At 32.3% G+C, this 19471-nt stretch carries 24 protein-coding genes; 12 read left to right on the plus strand and 12 right to left on the minus strand.

The window, feature by feature from the left end; genetic code table 11:
• Positions 1-20: 20 nt before the first annotated feature.
• The gene (locus tag FG167_RS03795; RefSeq protein ID WP_203460104.1) at positions 21-548 is read right to left on the minus strand and encodes a phage tail protein; all 528 of its coding nucleotides are present in this window, start codon (positions 546-548) and stop codon (positions 21-23) included.
• Between the two features lie 176 nt (positions 549-724).
• Here FG167_RS03795 and FG167_RS03800 point away from each other — a divergent pair, with 176 nt between their 5' ends.
• The 4 genes from FG167_RS03800 to FG167_RS03815 are packed head-to-tail and all read left to right on the plus strand — an operon-like array spanning position 725 to position 3291.
• Positions 725-1186, plus strand: a complete 462-nt coding sequence (locus FG167_RS03800) for a hypothetical protein (RefSeq protein ID WP_203460105.1) — start codon at positions 725-727, stop codon at positions 1184-1186.
• Positions 1187-1194: 8 nt separating this feature from the next.
• The gene (locus tag FG167_RS03805) at positions 1195-1851 is read left to right on the plus strand and encodes a hypothetical protein (RefSeq protein ID WP_203460106.1); all 657 of its coding nucleotides are present in this window, start codon (positions 1195-1197) and stop codon (positions 1849-1851) included.
• Positions 1833-2621, plus strand: coding sequence for a sensor histidine kinase (locus FG167_RS03810; protein ID WP_203460107.1), 789 nt, complete (start codon positions 1833-1835; stop codon positions 2619-2621). Before FG167_RS03805 ends, FG167_RS03810 begins: the two co-directional genes overlap by 19 nt.
• On the plus strand, positions 2614-3291 hold the full coding sequence (locus FG167_RS03815) for a response regulator (protein WP_370568399.1): 678 nt from the start codon (positions 2614-2616) through the stop codon (positions 3289-3291). The genes FG167_RS03810 and FG167_RS03815 overlap by 8 nt, the downstream gene beginning before the upstream one ends.
• A gap of 47 nt (positions 3292-3338) precedes the next feature.
• On the opposite strand, the gene FG167_RS03820 is transcribed toward FG167_RS03815, so the two are convergent.
• The 5 genes from FG167_RS03820 to leuS form a co-directional block, all read right to left on the minus strand.
• Positions 3339-4064 (minus strand): Bax inhibitor-1 family protein, encoded by a 726-nt coding sequence (locus FG167_RS03820; RefSeq protein WP_203460108.1) that lies wholly within the window; start codon positions 4062-4064, stop codon positions 3339-3341.
• Between the two features lie 91 nt (positions 4065-4155).
• Entirely contained in the window at positions 4156-4866 is a 711-nt protein-coding gene (locus FG167_RS03825) for a zinc metallopeptidase (RefSeq protein ID WP_370568401.1), read from the minus strand.
• Positions 4867-4963: 97 nt separating this feature from the next.
• Positions 4964-5323, minus strand: coding sequence for a hypothetical protein (locus tag FG167_RS03830; RefSeq protein ID WP_203460109.1), 360 nt, complete (start codon positions 5321-5323; stop codon positions 4964-4966).
• Between the two features lie 34 nt (positions 5324-5357).
• Positions 5358-5876, minus strand: a complete 519-nt coding sequence (locus FG167_RS03835; RefSeq protein ID WP_203460110.1) for a hypothetical protein — start codon at positions 5874-5876, stop codon at positions 5358-5360.
• A gap of 82 nt (positions 5877-5958) precedes the next feature.
• Positions 5959-8787, minus strand: coding sequence for a leucine--tRNA ligase (gene leuS / locus FG167_RS03840; protein ID WP_203460111.1), 2829 nt, complete (start codon positions 8785-8787; stop codon positions 5959-5961).
• 240 nt (positions 8788-9027) lie between these two features.
• Here leuS and FG167_RS03845 point away from each other — a divergent pair, with 240 nt between their 5' ends.
• The 6 genes from FG167_RS03845 to FG167_RS03870 all read left to right on the plus strand — a co-directional run bounded on the left by FG167_RS03845 (position 9028) and on the right by FG167_RS03870 (position 12877).
• Positions 9028-9903, plus strand: a complete 876-nt coding sequence (locus FG167_RS03845) for an ABC transporter permease (RefSeq protein WP_055442719.1) — start codon at positions 9028-9030, stop codon at positions 9901-9903.
• Positions 9904-9960: 57 nt separating this feature from the next.
• Complete coding sequence (locus FG167_RS03850) at positions 9961-10293, plus strand: hypothetical protein (RefSeq protein WP_203460112.1); 333 nt, start codon at positions 9961-9963, stop codon at positions 10291-10293.
• Position 10294: 1 nt separating this feature from the next.
• On the plus strand, positions 10295-10564 hold the full coding sequence (locus tag FG167_RS03855) for a DUF3098 domain-containing protein (protein WP_055442721.1): 270 nt from the start codon (positions 10295-10297) through the stop codon (positions 10562-10564).
• 59 nt (positions 10565-10623) lie between these two features.
• Positions 10624-11418, plus strand: a complete 795-nt coding sequence (locus FG167_RS03860) for an undecaprenyl-diphosphate phosphatase (RefSeq protein WP_055442722.1) — start codon at positions 10624-10626, stop codon at positions 11416-11418.
• Position 11419: 1 nt separating this feature from the next.
• Positions 11420-12112 (plus strand): tRNA pseudouridine(55) synthase TruB, encoded by a 693-nt coding sequence (truB, locus tag FG167_RS03865; RefSeq protein WP_203460113.1) that lies wholly within the window; start codon positions 11420-11422, stop codon positions 12110-12112.
• Between the two features lie 96 nt (positions 12113-12208).
• Positions 12209-12877 (plus strand): hypothetical protein, encoded by a 669-nt coding sequence (locus tag FG167_RS03870; RefSeq protein WP_203460114.1) that lies wholly within the window; start codon positions 12209-12211, stop codon positions 12875-12877.
• 134 nt (positions 12878-13011) lie between these two features.
• Here the strand turns inward: FG167_RS03870 and FG167_RS03875 are convergent, their stop codons facing one another.
• On the minus strand, positions 13012-13608 hold the full coding sequence (locus FG167_RS03875; RefSeq protein WP_203460115.1) for a thioredoxin family protein: 597 nt from the start codon (positions 13606-13608) through the stop codon (positions 13012-13014).
• A gap of 182 nt (positions 13609-13790) precedes the next feature.
• On the opposite strand from FG167_RS03875, the gene FG167_RS03880 reads away from it, so the two are divergent.
• Entirely contained in the window at positions 13791-14354 is a 564-nt protein-coding gene (locus FG167_RS03880) for a DNA-3-methyladenine glycosylase I (RefSeq protein WP_203460116.1), read from the plus strand.
• A gap of 88 nt (positions 14355-14442) precedes the next feature.
• On the opposite strand, the gene ppk2 (FG167_RS03885) is transcribed toward FG167_RS03880, so the two are convergent.
• The 5 genes from ppk2 (FG167_RS03885) to FG167_RS03905 form a co-directional block, all read right to left on the minus strand.
• The gene (gene ppk2 / locus FG167_RS03885; RefSeq protein ID WP_203460117.1) at positions 14443-15225 is read right to left on the minus strand and encodes a polyphosphate kinase 2; all 783 of its coding nucleotides are present in this window, start codon (positions 15223-15225) and stop codon (positions 14443-14445) included.
• Position 15226: 1 nt separating this feature from the next.
• Complete coding sequence (ppk2, locus tag FG167_RS03890) at positions 15227-16075, minus strand: polyphosphate kinase 2 (RefSeq protein WP_203460118.1); 849 nt, start codon at positions 16073-16075, stop codon at positions 15227-15229.
• A gap of 56 nt (positions 16076-16131) precedes the next feature.
• On the minus strand, positions 16132-16758 hold the full coding sequence (gene aat / locus FG167_RS03895) for a leucyl/phenylalanyl-tRNA--protein transferase (protein ID WP_203461049.1): 627 nt from the start codon (positions 16756-16758) through the stop codon (positions 16132-16134).
• Positions 16759-16857: 99 nt separating this feature from the next.
• The gene (locus tag FG167_RS03900; protein ID WP_203460119.1) at positions 16858-17235 is read right to left on the minus strand and encodes a DUF3127 domain-containing protein; all 378 of its coding nucleotides are present in this window, start codon (positions 17233-17235) and stop codon (positions 16858-16860) included.
• Between the two features lie 45 nt (positions 17236-17280).
• The gene (locus FG167_RS03905) at positions 17281-18135 is read right to left on the minus strand and encodes a flavin reductase family protein (RefSeq protein WP_203460120.1); all 855 of its coding nucleotides are present in this window, start codon (positions 18133-18135) and stop codon (positions 17281-17283) included.
• 158 nt (positions 18136-18293) lie between these two features.
• Between FG167_RS03905 and FG167_RS03910 the strand changes: the two genes are divergently transcribed.
• Positions 18294-19469: a PAS domain-containing sensor histidine kinase gene (locus FG167_RS03910; protein ID WP_203460121.1), complete on the plus strand. Its 1176-nt coding sequence runs from the start codon at positions 18294-18296 to the stop codon at positions 19467-19469.
• Positions 19470-19471 lie beyond the last annotated feature (2 nt).

The following is a 19471-nucleotide window of genomic DNA, read 5'->3' on the forward strand; positions in this document are numbered from 1 at the left end:
TATTTAGTTTGTTTATCTTTTTAGTTTCTACTTGGAAAGACACCTTGTAATGCTATAATATAACTTAAGGCTGTAAAAGGCTGCATGTTATTATGCGGTAGATTACCACCAGACTGTCCAATAACTGTAGCATCTGCAGCCATTTGTGCATTTGCTCCTGTTGCAAAAACCCCACCTTCTGCATTGTAAGCATTTGCTGGGTTTGTTACTGTAGCTCCACCCCTAGGAATTGGACTCACAGCGTTAGTAACAGCAGTATGATTATGTGTAGGCATTTGGTTAGCATTAAGAATTACAGCTGCTTCCCCTCCTTTTTGCCCTAGCTTTATGGTTGGCTGTCCAGGACCTGACCCTGGGTGTACAGGAACTCTACCTCTTAAGTCGGGTAAAGCAAAAGTTGTTCTACCATCACCTCCATAAGTAGTTCCTAATAAAGAAAATAAAGCGTTGTACTGCGAAATAGGTAATAACTGCCCGTCGCAATATGCCCATCCTCGTGGTGCAAAAGTCCCTCCGAACAAAATAATTTGTGCAATAAATGGATCCATAATATATTTATTTAATTGGTTAATAACAAGTCAAAAGTACTGATTTTTAGATAGTTAGACGTAAGCGATTTTACTTGATATAAGAACCGAGTAGAAATACCTGATTTTTTATTTTTATATGTTTTAATAAAAATATCTTGTAGCTTTAAAGTCTATTAATTAATAAATCTTAAATCATGAGTATAAAAACGAAATCCATACCCGTTTTAGAAGCACAGATCTATGTGAAAAAATGGCAATCCGAAAACAGTGCTACGAACAAGAAAGGTGGTCTAAAACATGCCAAAGCCTTTTTAATACCAGCTGGTGATCTTATTGATTGCCTAATAGAAATGGAGATATTAAAAGACCTCTCTTGTATTAACACGAGTCTTGTAGACTCTGCAGGTATTAGAGCCTATATGGGAATTGACAGACCAGCTTCAGACGACATGCAAAGTGCCGAAACCGAAAAACTAGTACTTGTAGCAACAACTAAAGAAGTAGATGGCACTAATAAAATAATACATAGAGATATTATAGAAGGATATGACATTAAAAATCCGCCACCTCATAAATTAATTGGTACCGGTATTTTTGATTTTACAGATCCTTGCCCAACCACTTGTGATCCAAACAGCCCATTATATAATCCTTAAAAAGTGAAATGAAGGAATTTGATGAAGCAATTCAACAACTTGGTAAAATATTACTTTTTATAAATGCAACATTATATACTTATAGTTATTTAAAAGGCTACAAAAACAAAGCTATTAAATATTTTGCTATCTATTTAACACTTACTTTTTGTGTTTTAATAGGTAGTAATTTAATTGTGCAATTTCAGCGAAAATTTAATTTTGAATTAAATAATTTATACTTATCCCATTTCTATTTTATTTTTCAATTTATTTTTCTGTCGTTATTTTACAGTCAATTATTTAATAAAAAACAGAAAAAATATTTAAATTCTATAAGTATTTTAGTGTTTTTAGTATTAATAATTCAATACACTTTAAACACTGCTTTATTTTCTCAATTTAATTTATTAGAAATATTAATCACATCATTTCCTTTGGTAATATATTCCATTTTTCACTTATATAACTCGTTAAGCAAACCTGGTAAATACATGTATATAAATGCAGGAGTATTAATTTACTTATCTATAAGTACACTTATATTTTTCCTTGGTAATTATGTTCCAAAAATCAATGATACATTAGCATTTAATGTATGGTTTTTAAATAGAGTATTTTATGTAGGCTATTTAATACTAATTTTAATAGAATGGAAAAAGAGCTTATGGAAAACGAAAAATTAATTATTCAAGCATTGGTTTACGGAATCATCTTTTTGGTTTTAATAACTACTGGATTAATTCTGTTTTTTCATTATTCCAGACAAAAAATAGTGCAAAAAGAGCTTGAAAAAGCTGCATTAAAACTTGAAAGTCAACAAAAAATATTACAAACCTCTATTGCTATTCAAGAAATAGAACGCAAACGTATTGCACAAGATTTACATGATGCCATTAGTTCTAAACTCAACATTATTAGCTTGTCTACCAACGTGCTTTTAACAGATAAATCTATTAATGATAAACAGAAAGCTTCATTAAACCAAATCCTTGAAATAACCGCTACTACCCTAGAGAGTTCAAGAAAGATTGCGCATGATTTAATGCCTCCAATTTTAGATGAGTTCGGACTTAAGGTTGCTTTAGAAGAATTATTCGATGATTTTTCGGCAAATACAACATTAGAAATAGAGCATAATATTGAAAATTTAAGTAAATTATCTAGAAATAATCAATTGCATGTATTTCGAATTATTCAAGAACTAATGAATAATTCTATTAGACATGGAAAAGCAAATGAATTAGCGATATATATGGAACAAAACCCAACAGGGTTTAAAATGCGCTATCAAGATAACGGTGTTGGTTTTAATGTGAAAGAAATTAGTAAAAAAAGTGGCATTGGTTTACAAAACATAAATAGCCGTGTTAAAATTTTAAACGGGTTTCTTAAAATGGAAAGCACCAAAAATAATGGTAGCCTTTTTATAATACAATGTACATATCATGGATAAAATAAATATAGCATTAGCAGATGATGAACTTTTATTCTTACAAGGATTAAAAGCAATTTTAGGTAATGAAGAAAATATCAATATTCTTTTTACTGCTCAAGATGGAGAGGATTTAGTACAACAATTACGCGAAGCAAAAACCCTACCTGAAATTGTAGTAACAGATCTTAAAATGCCTAATTTAAATGGCGTGGAAGTCACTAAAATTATTCACAAAGAATTTCCAGACATAAAAGTAATTGCACTTACTAGTTACTTTAGCAAACCTTTTATATTAAACATGATTTCTATTGGAGCTGTTGCTTATTTAGCAAAAAACAGCACACCAGCATTAATGATTAAAACCATTGAAGAGGTTTATGATAAAGGTTTTTATTACGACGGAAAAGTGATGCAATACGTTCATGAAAGTATTACAAATCCGAAAGACAAAAACACAAAATCTACATTTGACACTAATTACTTTACAAAACGAGAAATAGAAGTTCTAGAACTTATTTGCAAACAATACACCACCAATGATATTGGCGAAACACTATTTATTAGTCCGAGAACTGTAGAAGGTCATCGTAATAATTTATTGCTTAAAACCGAAGCAAAAAATGTTGCTGGACTGGTTATTTATGCATTAAAAAACAAGCTTGTTTCCCTAGATAACAATAGCTTTTAAAATAAAAAGCTCCTACAAGAGGAGCTTTTTATTAATATTTTCAAGTCTTAATCTCTAGACATAAAAATCTGTAATACATACCAAAACAATAGCATTAAAGATGCAAATAAACCAAGCGAAGCTGGAATATATTGATCTACTGTATATTTATTGATAAGGTTAGAAGTTTGGTATAAAATAGAACCTCCTGCTAGTAAACACATTCCTACAGAAAACCATAATCCTAGGTTAAACCCAAAAAGTGTTCCTGCTATAATTAAACCTATAGCTATAAAAAAGCCAATTGTTAAGCCCGTTTTTAAAAACGAAAAATCTTTTTTAGTTACAAAAACGACAGCGGTTAAACCACTAAATAAGGATAAGGTTACTATTGCTGCTTGTTGTAATATTTCTGGACCAGAATCCATATAAAAAGCTGCCATATAAATCATTGGCACAAAGATAAATGCTTCGGCTAAAATATATAATGCATATGCTAAATATTGCTTGTTTTTATCTGGCGTCTTTAAAGCCATTTTTTCCGCATAATTAGTAATAAACATAAAACCTCCTAGCATGATTAGCCATTTAAAACCATCGGTCATGGATAGTGCAAAATTTACAATAGTCTCGCTTTGCAATAATAAATATTCAAAAAGAATAAATACTAAAACGCCACCAGCAACATGTGCATACGTTTGTTTATAAAAAGCAACTCGGTCTACTTGTTCTAATGCTGCTACAAGTACTTTAGGTTGTTCCTCTTGAAAAGGATTTATATTTTGATTTTCCATATTTTTTTTTTGTTAGGTTTGGTTTTGAAAAGTAATAAAAAAAGAGACATTATTATCAACTAATGTCTCTTTTTCGTACTTCTTATATTTTTTAATCTCTTCTTCCCAGTATTTGAACTGCCCAATATAACAAAGAAGCTAATGCACCAATTGCTGCAACTAAATAGGTTCTTGCTGCCCATTTAAGTGCATCTTCAGATCCTGCATATTCTTCTTGCGTCAACATGTTTTTATTTTTCAACCAAGCTAATGCTCTGTTACTTGCATCATATTCTACTGGTAACGTAATAAAACTAAATAAGGTTGCTGCTCCCATCATTATTAATCCTGCAATTGCCACATAGGTTCCCATTACTCCCATTGCTTGGCTTGCCATTAAAGCAAGACCACCAAAGATAACATAGGTAGACATTTTGGAAGTTATTTGCACCACCGGAACTAATTTAGAACGCATTGTTAAATATCTATATGCAGTTGCGTGTTGCACAGCATGACCAACTTCATGTGCTGCTACAGCGGCTGCAGCGGCATTGGCATGACCATAAACAACTTCGCTTAAATTAACGGTTTTATTTGCTGGATTGTAGTGATCTGTTAATTGTCCGTTAACAGAAATGACTTCTACATCTGTAATACCATGATCAGCTAACATTTTTTTAGCAATCTCCGCTCCAGTCATACCATTACGAAGATGTACTTTTGAATAGAATGCGAATTTCTTTTTTAGTTTTCCACTTACTAAACTACTTATAAGGCCAATTACACCAATTAAAATGTAATAACCCATATTCCCTAACATCATATTATTCGTTTTAAGTTAATAGTTTAAATATAGCAAAAAGTAAGCCAATTTAATTGTGATCCATTTTGTCAGATTGAGGAAGTTCTTTTTAAAGAAACTACTCTTCAAAATGTACCACTTCTATAACTCGATTCTCCTTAAAAATAATAACAAGTTTTTCTTCTTTTGCTTCAAAAAAACTTGGTGGTTTTCCTAAAGTATATACCAAATGATCGCTTCCTGTAAGCGAGGAAGGGGATGCTGGGCCCAATAACAGAATAACCTCTTCTTTGGTTTTCGCTATCAGCATTTTACTTTTAATAATATCTTCTGCCAACTTATATCGTGTAGTACGTTCGCTTTGCCATTGCTGTTGGTTAAAACGTTCTTCAAAAAGCCATGTTAATGTGGTGCTAAGTACAAAAGCTACAAAGAAAAACAGTCCAATTTTATCATTCCTCTTTAGTTTTAACCACATATATGTATTCTGAAAAATTTAGTTTAATGTCAATTTATTGCTTGATAAGTATTGCCTTTTGTGTTACTGCTACTGGGTAACTAATAACTTCTGGAATCTCTTCACGCACGCCTCCACTTTTTTCTTCCAGATTTTTACCAGAAAATACAATCTCAAAAATCATTTTATCGGCATAAAATCGCTCGGTAGTAATTAATAAGTTTTTCTGAACTTCATAAATACTATACAAGGTATTGTCTATATATTTTGCAGATAATAATATGCCGTTATTTTCATCCACAGCAAATGCACCTTTTTCTTTATTTATTGCTTTTAACGTATAATTACGATCATTTCTTTTTCCTTCAGCAATATATACAATTTTATAGGTATAGGTGTCTACAGAATCTGTTGCCATTAAATGGAATTCCATACCAATAGTTTGCTTACCTCTAGCATTGGTGATTTCTAAATCGCCTTTATAGATACCGAAATAATCTTCTGGAAAAACTTTGTCTTGCGCTTTCGCGGAAAAACAAAAAAGTAAAACGATGAGAAATGGAAGTCCTTTCATAATTATTATTTTACTCTAAAATATAAAAAAATGGATTCTCTCTTTCGAAAGAATCCATTAAATATAAAATACTACAGATTTATTAACCTACAATATTTACAATTTTACCAGGAACTACAATTACTTTTTTAGGTGTTCTTCCTTCTAATTGCGCGATGGTTTTTTCGTTAGACATTACTGCTTTTTCAATTTCGTCTTTACTCAAATCCATTGGTAATTCGATAGTAAAACGCATTTTACCATTAAACGAAATCGGATAATTCTTGCTGCTTTCTACTAAATGACTTGCATCAAATTTAGGAAAAGCTACTGTAGCTATCGATCCTTCATTACCTAACTGACTATATAATTCTTCAGCGATATGCGGTGCATAAGGAGATATTAAAATCAATAAAGGTTCTAGCACTTCTTTGCTTGTACATTTTTGTGCAGTAAGCTCATTAACAGCAATCATAAAGGTAGAAACCGAAGTATTAAAAGAGAAATTCTCGATATCTTCTGCTACTTTCTTTATGGTTTTATGTAATGTTTTTAAGTTGTCTTTTGTTGCTGCGACATCCGTAACGTTTAATCCGTTTTCTCCAACATACAATTTCCATAGTTTTTTAAGGAAACCGTGTACTCCTGTAATTCCAGATGTATTCCAAGGTTTTGCTTGTTCTAACGGACCTAAAAACATTTCGTATAAACGAAGACTATCTGCACCATACTGCTCACAAATCGCATCTGGACTAACGACGTTGTATTTGGATTTCGACATTTTTTCGACTTCACGACCTACTTTATAAACACCATTTTCTAAAAGGAATTCTGCGTCTTTATAATCTGCGCCAAACTCCGCATCATTTTTTAATCTTTCAATATCTAATTCATCGGATGCATTCACGTATTGTACTTTTACGTGAATTGGTGCTACTTTCTTATCTTTAATCAAACCTTGAGAAAGGTATGTATTCGTTCCATCTTCACGATAAATAAAAGCACTAGTCCCCAAAATCATCCCTTGGTTAATCAACTTTTTAAAAGGCTCATCCACGCCAACAAATGCTCTGTCTTTTAAAAACTTCGTCCAAAAACGAGAGTATAATAAATGTCCGGTTGCGTGCTCGCTTCCACCAATATATAAATCTACATTTTCCCAATAGTTAAGTGCGTCTTCGCTAGCAAAGTCTTCTCCTCTTTTGGCTTTTTCTTCCATATAACTAAAGAAATACCAAGAGCTTCCTGCCCAACCTGGCATGGTGTTTAGTTCTAAAGGAAATACTGTTTTATGATCAATTAACTGATTACTGACCACTGCACACTGTTTTACGTCCCAAGCCCAAACATCTGCGCGACCTAAAGGTGGCTCGCCAGTTTCGGTTGGTAAATATTTTTCTACTTCTGGTAATGTGATTGGCAAATGCGCTTTATCAATCATTTGCGGCATTCCATTTACATAGTATACTGGAAATGGTTCTCCCCAATAACGTTGTCTAGAAAATACAGCATCACGTAATCTGTAGTTTGTTTTTCCTTCTCCTTGACCCAATTGCTCTAAATCGTAAATAGCACGTTTAGACGCTTTTTTATAGTTCATTCCGTTAAGGAAATCACTATTTACAATCTTCACATTGTCTTTAGCAGCATACGCTTCTTCAGAAATATCTACGCCTTCAAAAATATTAGGAATCGCAATATTAAAATGTTTTGCAAAGTCGTAATCCCTTTGATCACCACAAGGTACAGACATTACTGCCCCTGTTCCGTAACCCGCTAAAACATAATCTCCAATCCAAATTGGAATTGGTTCTTTACTAAAAGGATGTTCTGCATAGGCTCCTGTAAATGCACCAGAAATGGTTTTTACATCTGCCATTCTATCGCGTTCGCTACGTTTTGCAGTTGCTAGAATATACGCATCTACTTCTGCTTTTTGCTCTGGAGTTGTAATTTGAGATACTAATTCGTGCTCTGGAGCTAAAGTCATAAAACTTACTCCGAAAATAGTATCTGGTCTTGTTGTGAAAACTTCAATAACTTCCTCATGATTATTCACGTTAAAAGTTACAGATGCTCCAACCGATTTACCAATCCAGTTACGTTGGCTTTCTTTCAATGAATCTGTCCAATCAATAGTATCTAAACCTTGAAGTAAACGTTCTGCGTAAGCAGAAATTCGCATCGACCATTGCGTCATTTTTTTACGCAGTACTGGATGTCCACCACGTTCGGAAACACCATTTACTATTTCATCATTCGCTAAAACGGTTCCTAAAGCAGGACACCAGTTCACTTCAGTTTCTGCTAAATAGGTTAATCTATATTTAAGAAGAATTTCTTCTTGTTCTTTTTGACTGAAATTATTCCATGCTTCCGCTGTAAACACTTCGATATTATCATCACAAACGGCATTCACATTTGCATTTCCTTCGGAAGCAAAAACAGCAATTAAACTAGAAATTTCTTCCGCTTTATTACTTTCATTATTATACCAAGACTCAAAAAGCTGAATAAAAATCCATTGTGTCCATTTATAATATTCTGGACTTGAGGTACGCACTTCGCGAGACCAATCGAAAGAAAAACCGATTTGATCTAACTGTCGTCTGTATGTTTTTATATTCGTTTCTGTAGTAACTGCAGGATGCTGACCAGTTTGAATAGCATATTGTTCTGCAGGCAAACCAAAACTATCATATCCTTGTGGATGCAAAACATTAAAACCTTTATGACGTTTGTATCGCGCATAAATATCACTTGCGATATACCCTAATGGGTGACCAACATGCAATCCTGCTCCAGACGGATAAGGAAACATATCTAAAACATAATATTTTGGTTTCTCACTAGTATTTGAGGCTTTAAACGTTTGGTTTTCTGCCCAATATTTTTGCCATTTGGCTTCAATAGTATTAAAATGGTATTGCATTTTTGTGTTTTATCGCTTAATGAAGGCACAAATTTAAACTTATTACAACACTATTAAAAGTTTAAACGTTATAATAATAAACGAATTAAAACTACTTAATTAGTTACGTAAATTAAGTTTCTAATAAAAAGATTCCCGATTTCTCAGGAAAGACATTTTATTTGAATTCAAAAGACTTGCACCTTTTAAAGTTTCTTTTCATTTTCTTTATTATTTTTACAGCATTAACAAATCCTTTTTATGAGCGCATCTTTTGAAAAATATCAGAAACGTAAATTAATTTCATCTTACTTTTCGGTGGTATTAAGTATTGCTTTAGTCTTATTTTTATTAGGACTATTAGGTATGCTAATTCTTAATGCTAAAAAGGTTTCCGATCATTTTAAAGAGCAAGTGGTGGTAACTATTTACTTAAAAGATAGTGCAAAAGAGGTAGAGACAAAGCAATTGGAGAAAAGTTTGGCTTTAGCAGATTATGTAAAATCTACAGATTATGTAACTAAAGAACAAGCTGCAGCATCTATGAAAGCCGAAAACGGCGAAGATTTCATGGAATTTTTGGGATACAATCCTTTACAAAATTCAATAGATGTACACCTAAAGGCAGATTATGTAACCTCAGAACATTTAGAAGACATATCTAAAGAAGCATTAAATAAAAACTTTGTTGATGAAGTCCGCTATGATAATGACTTAGTAACTTTAATGAATAACAACGTTAAAAAAATAAGCTTTTGGGTTTTAATCCTAAGTGGTATTTTCACCTTAATCGCTGTCCTTTTAATTAACAGTTCTATTCGTTTAGCGGTTTATGCAAAACGATTTACCATCAAAACCATGCAAATGGTTGGTGCTACAAAACGTTTTATTCGCAGACCTTTTGTTTGGAAAAGTGTGCAATTAGGAATTATTGGAGCAATTATTGCCATGTTAGGAATGGCAGTGGTTTTATATTACTTAAACCTGACTTTCCCAGAACTAGACCTAATGCGTAACCCTATTTTAATTGGCGCTTTATTTGCTGGTGTTTTTCTTTTAGGTATAATAATCACTTGGTTTTCTACTTTTTTTGCAACACAGCGTTTCTTAAATTTAAAAACCGATCAACTGTATTAATTTGCAATAAATCATACATTTACACGTTGGTTTTATCACAACCAACCTTTAAGAATTATGCATAAACTAATTCCTATTCTCTTTTTATTCTTTCTACTGACCTCTTGTATGGTTAAGAATAACTCATTAAAAAACACTGTAAAACAAAACATTATAATTACTAAAATTACACAAGGAGGCGTTAAGGACATTGTTTTTCATGATAACGGTTCGGACTTCTACTATATAAATCGTGGATTAGAAAACGGATTAAATTTAGATTCTCTTAACGCTAAAGTTTTAAATAAAACCGTTACTTTGCATCTAGCAAAATTAATTGGCGGCGCTACTTCAGAGCACATTGCCCAATTAACGCTAGGTGACGAAATTATTTACACAGAATTTAAATAAAATGGGAGAACAAAAACGTAAAGAAGAAACGAAAAGCGAATTTATTTTTGGTAGAAAAAACTATAAATTCATGTTTATTGGTTTAGCTTGTATTGCGCTAGGTTTTATTTTAATGTCTGGTGGTGGTAGCGATGATCCAAATGTTTTTAGTCCAGATATCTTTAGCTGGAGACGTATTCGATTAGCACCAACTTTAGTACTTATTGGTTTTGGAATTCAGGTTTACGCTATTTTGTTAAATCCGAATAAAAGTAAAGATTCTAATTCTTAACTATTAATTTACAAGTACAAAATAACAATTGGTAATAGTATTTTAATACTTTTGCCGACATGAATGTTATAGACTCCATTATTTTAGGAATTATACAAGGATTAACAGAGTTTCTTCCTGTATCATCAAGTGGCCATTTAGAAATTGGTAAAGCCATACTAGGCGATAATTCGGTTCCAGAAGAAAGCCTACTATTTACAGTAGTATTACACTTTGCAACTGCCTTAAGCACCATTGTTGTTTTTAGAAAAGACATCCTTAGTTTACTTAAAGGTGTTTTAAAATTCGAATGGAATGAAGATTTACAATTTGTATCAAAAATTGCACTTTCTATGATTCCCGCAGTTGTAGTAGGTTTGTTTTTTGAAAAACAATTGGAAGCACTATTTGGAGGTAATATTATGCTTGTAGGATGTATGCTAATAGTAACAGCAGCGCTACTCTTTTTAGCCGACAAAGCAAAAGACACAGATAAAAAAGTAAGTTTTAAAAATGCATTTGTGATTGGTATTTCACAAGCAATTGCCATGTTACCAGGAATTTCTCGTTCTGGCGCAACGATTTCTACTTCTGTTCTTTTAGGAAACGATAAAACGAAAGCAGCACGTTTTTCCTTTTTAATGGTTGTTCCTTTAATTTTCGGAAAAATCGCTAAAGACCTTTTAAGTGGTGATTTAATTAATGAAACCCATAACTTAACATCACTTTCCGCAGGATTTATTGCTGCATTTATTGCAGGATTATTTGCTTGTACTTGGATGATTTCATTGGTAAAGAAAAGTAAGCTTTCGTATTTTGCTTACTATTGTGCAATTGTTGGTGTTATCGCTATCATTTATTCCGTTTTAAACTAATATGCTAACTGAAGAAGACTACAAATCCGGACAGGTTTTATTAATCGATAAGCCTTTAAATTGGACCTCTTTTCAAGTGGTAAACAAGCTACGTTGGAAGATTAGACAAACCTATAATATCAAAAAAATTAAAGTTGGTCATGCAGGAACTTTAGATCCTTTAGCTACTGGTTTACTTATTATTTGCACAGGGAAAATGACCAAGCAAATAGATACTTTTCAAGGTCAGATTAAAGAATATACAGGAACTATTGTTTTAGGAAGCACAACACCTTCATACGATTTAGAATCCGAAATAAACGAAACCTTTCCTATTGATCATATTACAAAAGATTTAGTAGAAGAAACTACGAAACAATTTACTGGGGAGATTGATCAATTTCCACCAATTTTTTCCGCATTAAAAAAAGACGGAAAACGTTTATACGAATATGCAAGAGCTGGAGAAGAAGTAGAAATACCATCTAGAAAAATTACTATCGAAACTTTTGAAATTACACGTTTTGAAAACAACGAAGTCGATTTTAGAGTGGTTTGCAGTAAAGGAACGTACATTCGATCTTTAGCACACGATTTTGGAAAAGCGCTACAATCTGGAGGACATCTTTCGGTTTTAAGAAGAATAAAAATTGGCGATTACAATGTAGATAACGCCGTTAGTATCGAAGCTTTTATAGAAGAATTAGATTCTTAAAAAATCTATTTTTTCATTTTTAACGTATCTTTAAGTGCCACCACTTAATAAAATACGTTATTAACCTACATGCAATTTAGCAATAAACATAAAGCGATGTCTATTACGTTTCTTATCTCAGGAACGATAATTCTCGGCATGTTTAATTTTCATATTTTAAAACATACGGAAAAAGTTGCAGAAACCTTCTACGAAATAGAACCAGCAAAGGAAATCACAGAAACCGAATTAGAAGAAAAAGAACAAACGGCTAAAGCCGAAACCAATCAAGCTTACAATCAAAACCAGAAAAGCAAAAGCTATGCATATTCTCAAAGAAGAATTGCGCCTCCAGAAGATTATGTAAGACCTGATTTAAGTCATTCGGATTATGGGATTTCTAAGAAAAAGGATATCTCTAAAAAAGAATCCAGTGTAGAAAAAGACGAATTAAACTCTTTTAGCAAAGTAAATGAGGTGCTTAAAAAGCAACTGGATGAAAACAATAATGCGAAAAGCTCTGTTAGTTATTCTTTAGTAAACCGAAAGCACAAATACTTGCCAACACCTATTTATTTATGCGAAGCTAGTGGTAAAATAGTAATAAATATTACGGTAGATACTTCTGGAAAAGTTACAGGTACCTCTTATAATAACGCTTCCAACTCATCCAATAACTGTCTTATAGAACACGCTTTAGAATATGCTGAAAAAGCAAAATTTAATCGTAATTCTTCAGAAGGAGCACAAATTGGAACCATTACTTTTTATTTTGAAGGTAAATAATAATTCCTATATAAATTAAGGAGTAGTTTTATTAAAAACCCTCTCATATGCGCTCCTTCCTTTAGCTAAAGGATGGTGTATTTTGTGCAAGCAAAATTGGAAGGTTTGAAGTAAAAGAGCAAAGCGATTTTTAATTAAACGCTTAATAATTCTACCAAATCATTAGCCGCATTTTGTCCTTTATCTTTATTATACCAACGCTGTAAATCTTCTTTAAACTCTGGAGTTAGCATCCCATGTTTCGCTTTATAATCGTTAACTAATTGTGTTGCTCCACTTGGTCTTGGTCCAAAAGTATTTATCACTTCACCAGAAGTTTCATCTACCATAATTAATTTCGGTATTGATTTCCCGCCATTGGTTAAAAAGTTATTCATTAGGTCTTCATTTTCATCACGCAACACCACTTTTACATTAATATTAGGATTTAGTTCTGCCACTTTTTGCATTACAGGAACTACATGCGCTGCATCACCACACCAGCTTTCGGTTAGTACTAACCAAGTTATTTTTTTATCTATTTTTTCAATGCGTTCTTTAACAGCCTCGTTTACTTTCAACGTTTTATCCCAACGTTTCATTCGTTTTGCATTAAGCATGGTATATTCTACAAGATTTTCAGATTTATCTGTTCCTGTAGTATCCTTATTTTCTACTAAATTATTTACTAAGGTGGTGTATTCGGTATAGCTAATACTTTTCGCTAAACTATCTTTAATTATATTGTTCATCTTCTTAATTTCTTAAAGTAAAAATACTTGTATATGTATTTATAAATCATGACTTTTATCATATCTATGTCTATCTTTATATCAAAAACTTACAATCCATAATACACATTTAGCGAAAGAAGTTATTTACTTCTAAAGCTTTTACTTTTGATGCGGAAGTGGATTTCTTAAAAGACAATGTTATGACAAAACATAGATGTGGTTGGTGTGTTGGAGATGATTTATACGAAGCATATCACGATCAAGAATGGGGAAGCCCTGTGCATGATGATGCAACACTTTTTGAATTTTTAGTTTTAGAAACTTTTCAAGCGGGCTTAAGTTGGATTACTATTTTACGTAAACGGAATCACTTTTTTGATGCTTTTGATCAATTTGACTACAAAAAAATAGCGAATTACAAAGAAGACAAAGTACAGGAACTACTTGAAAATGCTGGAATAATTAGAAATAAATTAAAAGTAAGAAGCACAATAACAAATGCAAAATTGTTTATGGACATCCAGGAAGAATTCGGAAGCTTTTCTAACTATATTTGGGCTTTTGTAGACGGTAAACCAATAAAAAACAAACACAAAAACTACAAAGACGCTCCTGCAAATACCGCAATTAGCGATGCTGTAAGTAAAGATTTAAAAAAGCGAGGTTTTAAGTTTGTGGGTTCTACCGTTATGTATGCTTTTATGCAAGCAACTGGAATGATAAACGACCATGAGGTTGATTGTTTTAGATACGAAGAAGTATAGCGCAGAAACTCGAAAAATTCAAATAAAATAACTCCAAAAGCTGACATCTAAATTTGAGCTTTTGGAATTTAAAATACGACGCATATTATTATGCTTTTTGTTTAGCCTTGTATGGAATTAATTCTAATACTTTCTGCATCGCTTCAATTCTAGCCTGACTTTTTCTATTCGCTTTTATAATAATCCAAGGTGAGATTTCTGTATTTGTTTTTTCAAACATGATGTTTTTATAATCTGTATAAGAATCCCAAAGCTCTAATGCCTTTTGATCTACCTTACTAAATTTCCATTTTTTTATTGGACTAGATTTTATATCTGCAAAACGCTTTGCTTGTTCACTTTTTGAAATGGAAAAATAAAATTTTATAACTCTAGTTCCCGACTCAATCAGCATACGCTCAAAATCATTAACCTGGTTCATAAAAATATCATATTCTTTTTCAGTACAAAAGCCATTTACCGGTTCTACAACAGCACGATTATACCAACTTCTATCAAAAAATACCATTTTTCCTTTTCTAGGAAGCTTGTTTATATACCGTTGAAAATACCATTCTCCTTGTTCTTCTTCCGTTGGTTTTGGCAATGCAACCACTTTAAATTCACGAGGATTTAGATGTTCTGTAATACGTCTTATTGCTCCACCTTTTCCTGCTGCATCTCGTCCCTCAAAAATAACAACTACTTTTTCCCCGCTATTTTCAACCCATTCTTGAAGTTTTCTGAGCTCTACTTGTAACTTTTTAAGCCTACTTTCATAGTTCAATAATCTAACTGCTTTTATAGCTGTCATATTCTCCTCTAATAAAAAATACTTTAAGCCTTTTTTGGTATTTAATCCTTTTAAGCTTTTCTCTGATATTTTTGTCATATTAGTCAATTTGTTTAATCATTCTATGATAGCGTTGTACAATGTTTGGGTCTGGTAGTGTGGTGGTTCCAGAATTACCTTTTCCATCATAATCAAATCTGGATAACACGTAACGAATACTCTCTAATCGAGCTTCCTTTTTATTATTTGTTTTTAATATTATCCAAGGACTAAAGGAAGTATGTGTTTTACCAAACATTTGCTCTTTGTAGTGCGTATATTTATTCCAAAGCTTTTGTCCTTCTTTATCCACTTCACTAAACTTCCATTGTTTTAAAGGATTTTTCAACCTAGATTCAAATCTTCTTTCTTGCTCATCTTTAGAGAGAGAAAACCAAAATTTTATAACCACAACTCCGTCTTCATAAAGCATATGTTCAAACTCTGTGACTTGCACCATAAACTTGTTGTATTCTTCTTCAGAACAAAATCCCATTACGGGTTCTACAACAGCACGATTATACCAACTTCTATCAAAGAAAACCAGTTCACCAGGATTAGGCAACTCTTTAATATACCTTCTAAAATACCATTGACCACGTTCTACATCTGTTGGTTTAGCCAGTGCTACAACGCGCATAGAACGCGGATTTAGATGTTCTGTAAACCTTCGTATTGTACCACCTTTTCCTGCGGCATCTCTACCTTCAAAAATAATACAAACACGTTTGTTATATTTTGCCACCCATTGCTGTAAATCCACCAACTCAGCTTGTAGTTGAAGTAATTGATTTTCGTAAGCAACAGAATCCATTAAACTTTTATATGCTTCGTCAGATAATTTATTACGAAGCAATGCCTTAAATTCTTCTTTATTATTACTTTTTTGAAAATCTTCTTGTGTTATCATATTATAAATTAAACATCTAAGTTCATAAAATTAGTTTGAATAAAAAATGATTATTATCATTTTAAGAACGACAAGAAATCGTCTCTAGAAATATCTTCTGCACCAAGACTTTCTAGGTGACTGGTATATACTTGGCAATCTATCAATTTATAATTGGTGTTTTGAATAAAGGTTATAAAAGCCACTTTACTTGCATTACTAACATTGGTAAACATGCTTTCTCCGCAAAAAACACCATTGTTTAAATCTAAACCATACAATCCGGCAACGAGTTCTTCTTCTTGCCAAACCTCAACAGATTTTGCATAACCTAATTCGTGTAGTTTAATATAGGCTTGCACCATAGCATCTGTTATCCATGTTCCCGATTGCCCTTCGCGTTTTGCAAGAGAACAAGCTTTAATAACACCCATAAAATCCTGATTTACGGTAACCGTAAAATCTGATTTTTTAAGCACTTGTTTCATGCTTTTAGAAACTTTCAATTTTTCTGGAAACAACACAAATCTAGGATCTGGAGACCACCATAAAACTGGATCACCTTCATTAAACCAAGGAAATATACCAGTTTTATACGCTAATAAAAGTCGTTCTACACTTAAATCACCACCAATAGCAAGCAAGCCTTCATCATCTGCTTCTTGCACATCTGGAAATATAATATTTTGATCTAATACGTACATGGGATAAAAATAAAAAACCTCAATGACATTTGCCATTGAGGTTCTGTTTATTTCAACAAGAACACTTTAATTGTGTTCATTGTGACAATTTTTCACGGATTAAAAAGGTAAATCGTCGTGATCTTCTTCTTTTACATTAGTTGCAGGCTCAAAAGCATCTGCAGGTGGTACTGGAGGCATTTCGCCAGATGCACTTCCTGGTTGTACAGCTTCAATTCTCCAACCTTGAATAGAGTTGAAATATTTAGTTTCTCCTTGTGGATTAACCCATTCTCTACCTCTTAAATTGATATTCACTTTTACAGCTTGTCCTGCTTGGTAGTTGTTTAAAAGATCTGTTTTATCTTGCACAAACTCTACTAAAATATGTTGTGGATATTGCTCGTCTGTTGTTATTACTAATTCTCTTTTTCTAAACCCATTACTTCCAAAAGTTTGAGTTTCTCCAATCATTTTTACTTTTCCTTGTACTTCCATCTTCTATATAATTATTAAATATTCGTCTAATTTGATATCGCAAAGTTACGATAATAACATTTTAAAAGCGCTTTCCACATCATTAAAACTTAAAAAATCTTTTGCTTTTTGGTGTTTTATTTCCGTGGATAAAGAACTTAAATTATGTTCGCTTTTAAAAGCCTGAATGCTTTTTTCTTCCGGTAAGTTTTCAACATTCCCTAACATCCCTAAATCATTCCCTGTTAATATGGTACTATTTTTAATTGCATCCGGTAAATTATCTACACCTATTCCTAAGGTTGAAAGCGGCTTAGGGATTTCGAAGAAACCAGTTTTTGCACGACTATAATAGTTTCCTCCTGCTCTTGCTACCAAATCTAAAAGTTCTTGATTAATAGATTGGTCTTCGTTTAAAACAGCTTCAGAGATATGTAGTTTTACTACTTCGCAAATCACTAAGTTTCCTGCTCCTCCTTCGGTTCCTAATTTTACAATTTCATTTACTTTACATTCCAATTGTATTGGAGATTCTGCAACTCGAAAAGGTTTTACTAAGTCTGATGCCAACATGGTTAATCCAGCCTTTTCAAACTCGTTTACTCCTTTAGGATATTCCGTACTACTTAAAGACATTTGTTGTACCAAATCATAATTCACCACATTAATGACTACTTCTTTAGTCGCTTCTACATTTTCAAGTGTATGTTTGGTAGTATTATCTCGCACTCTTCGTGCAGGTGAAAATATTAATATTGGCGGATTGGCACTAAACACATTAAAAAAACTAAAAGGCGATAAATTAGGATTACCAGCTGCATCTATAGTGCTAGCAAAAGCAATAGGTCTTGGTGCAACGGCACTTAATAAATACCCATGCAGTTTTCCTGTTGTAAGCTCTTTTGGTTTAAATGATAACATGATATAGTATAATTTATACAAAAATAAGCCTTTTGATGCGCAACAAAAAACCTATTTACTAACAACTACACAATAATATTAACAGAATAGCATTATATTTAAAATTTAAATCCGGAAACAAGTTCTGGATGCCGCTAAAAATATTTTCAAACTAAATTATGGGTTTTTCAAAAAATAGAAATCTTATTCGGTGGGTTATTATAATTGCTTCTTTTGCTATTATTTCCCTTATTTTATGGAATACGTATGTTTTCTTTCAGAAATTTAAAGCAGAAGAACGCGTTAAAATGGAAAACTGGTCTTTTGCACAAAATGAATTTTTAAAAGTAGTAAGTGAACTTTCTACAGATGAAAACGCTTCTTCTAATTTAGATTTAACTTTAAAAATCCTGAGTAGCAATAACACAACACCAATGATTGTGGTGGATAAAGATTCTACCATCGTTACTTTTAATAATATTGGGAAAGGAAAAAAATCAGACTCTATTTTTGTTATAAAAAACGTAAAAAAATTAATCACACAATTTAGTGGTGAAAATGTACCTGTAGATGTAAATTATGAAGGACAAGTACTCTATTACGGGAACTCGCCTTTATTAAACAAACTAAAATATTATCCGCTAGCTTTATTGTTAATAATTATTTTATTTGCTGCTGTAGTTTACTTTTTTTACCGAAGTAATAAAACAGCAATCGAAAACAAATTATGGTCAGGAATGGCAAAAGAAACTGCCCATCAAATTGGCACACCGCTTTCTTCACTTATTGGTTGGACCGAAATTTTAAAAATAGAAAACGTTAATCCGGAATATATTAAAGAAATTGAAAAAGATATTAGCAGATTACAAACCATTACGGAGCGTTTTAGCAAAATAGGTTCTTTACCAAAATTAGAGAAAACAGATATTGTTGCCGAAACCTTAGCAACTACAGATTACTTAAAAACCAGACTATCCAAACTAATTGATTTTGAGATAATTGTGCCAGAAAACAAAATTTTTGTAAATTTAAACAAACAACTATATAGTTGGACCATTGAGAACTTGGTGAAAAATGGTATTGATGCTATGAAAGGAAAAGGAAAACTTAAAATTGAAATTATACAATTAGAAAACAACATCAGTATAAATATTACAGATTCTGGAAAAGGATTAGCAAAAAATCAATTTAAGGATGTTTTTGAACCTGGTTACACGACAAAAAAAAGAGGTTGGGGTTTAGGGCTTTCTTTAGCAAAGCGTATTATTGAAGAATTTCATGGTGGTAAAATTAAAGTATTACAATCGGAAATTGGCAAAGGAACAACCATGCAAATTACATTAAAGAGCATTTAAAT

This window comes from Lacinutrix sp. WUR7 (assembly GCF_016864015.1).
Classification (GTDB): domain Bacteria; phylum Bacteroidota; class Bacteroidia; order Flavobacteriales; family Flavobacteriaceae; genus Oceanihabitans.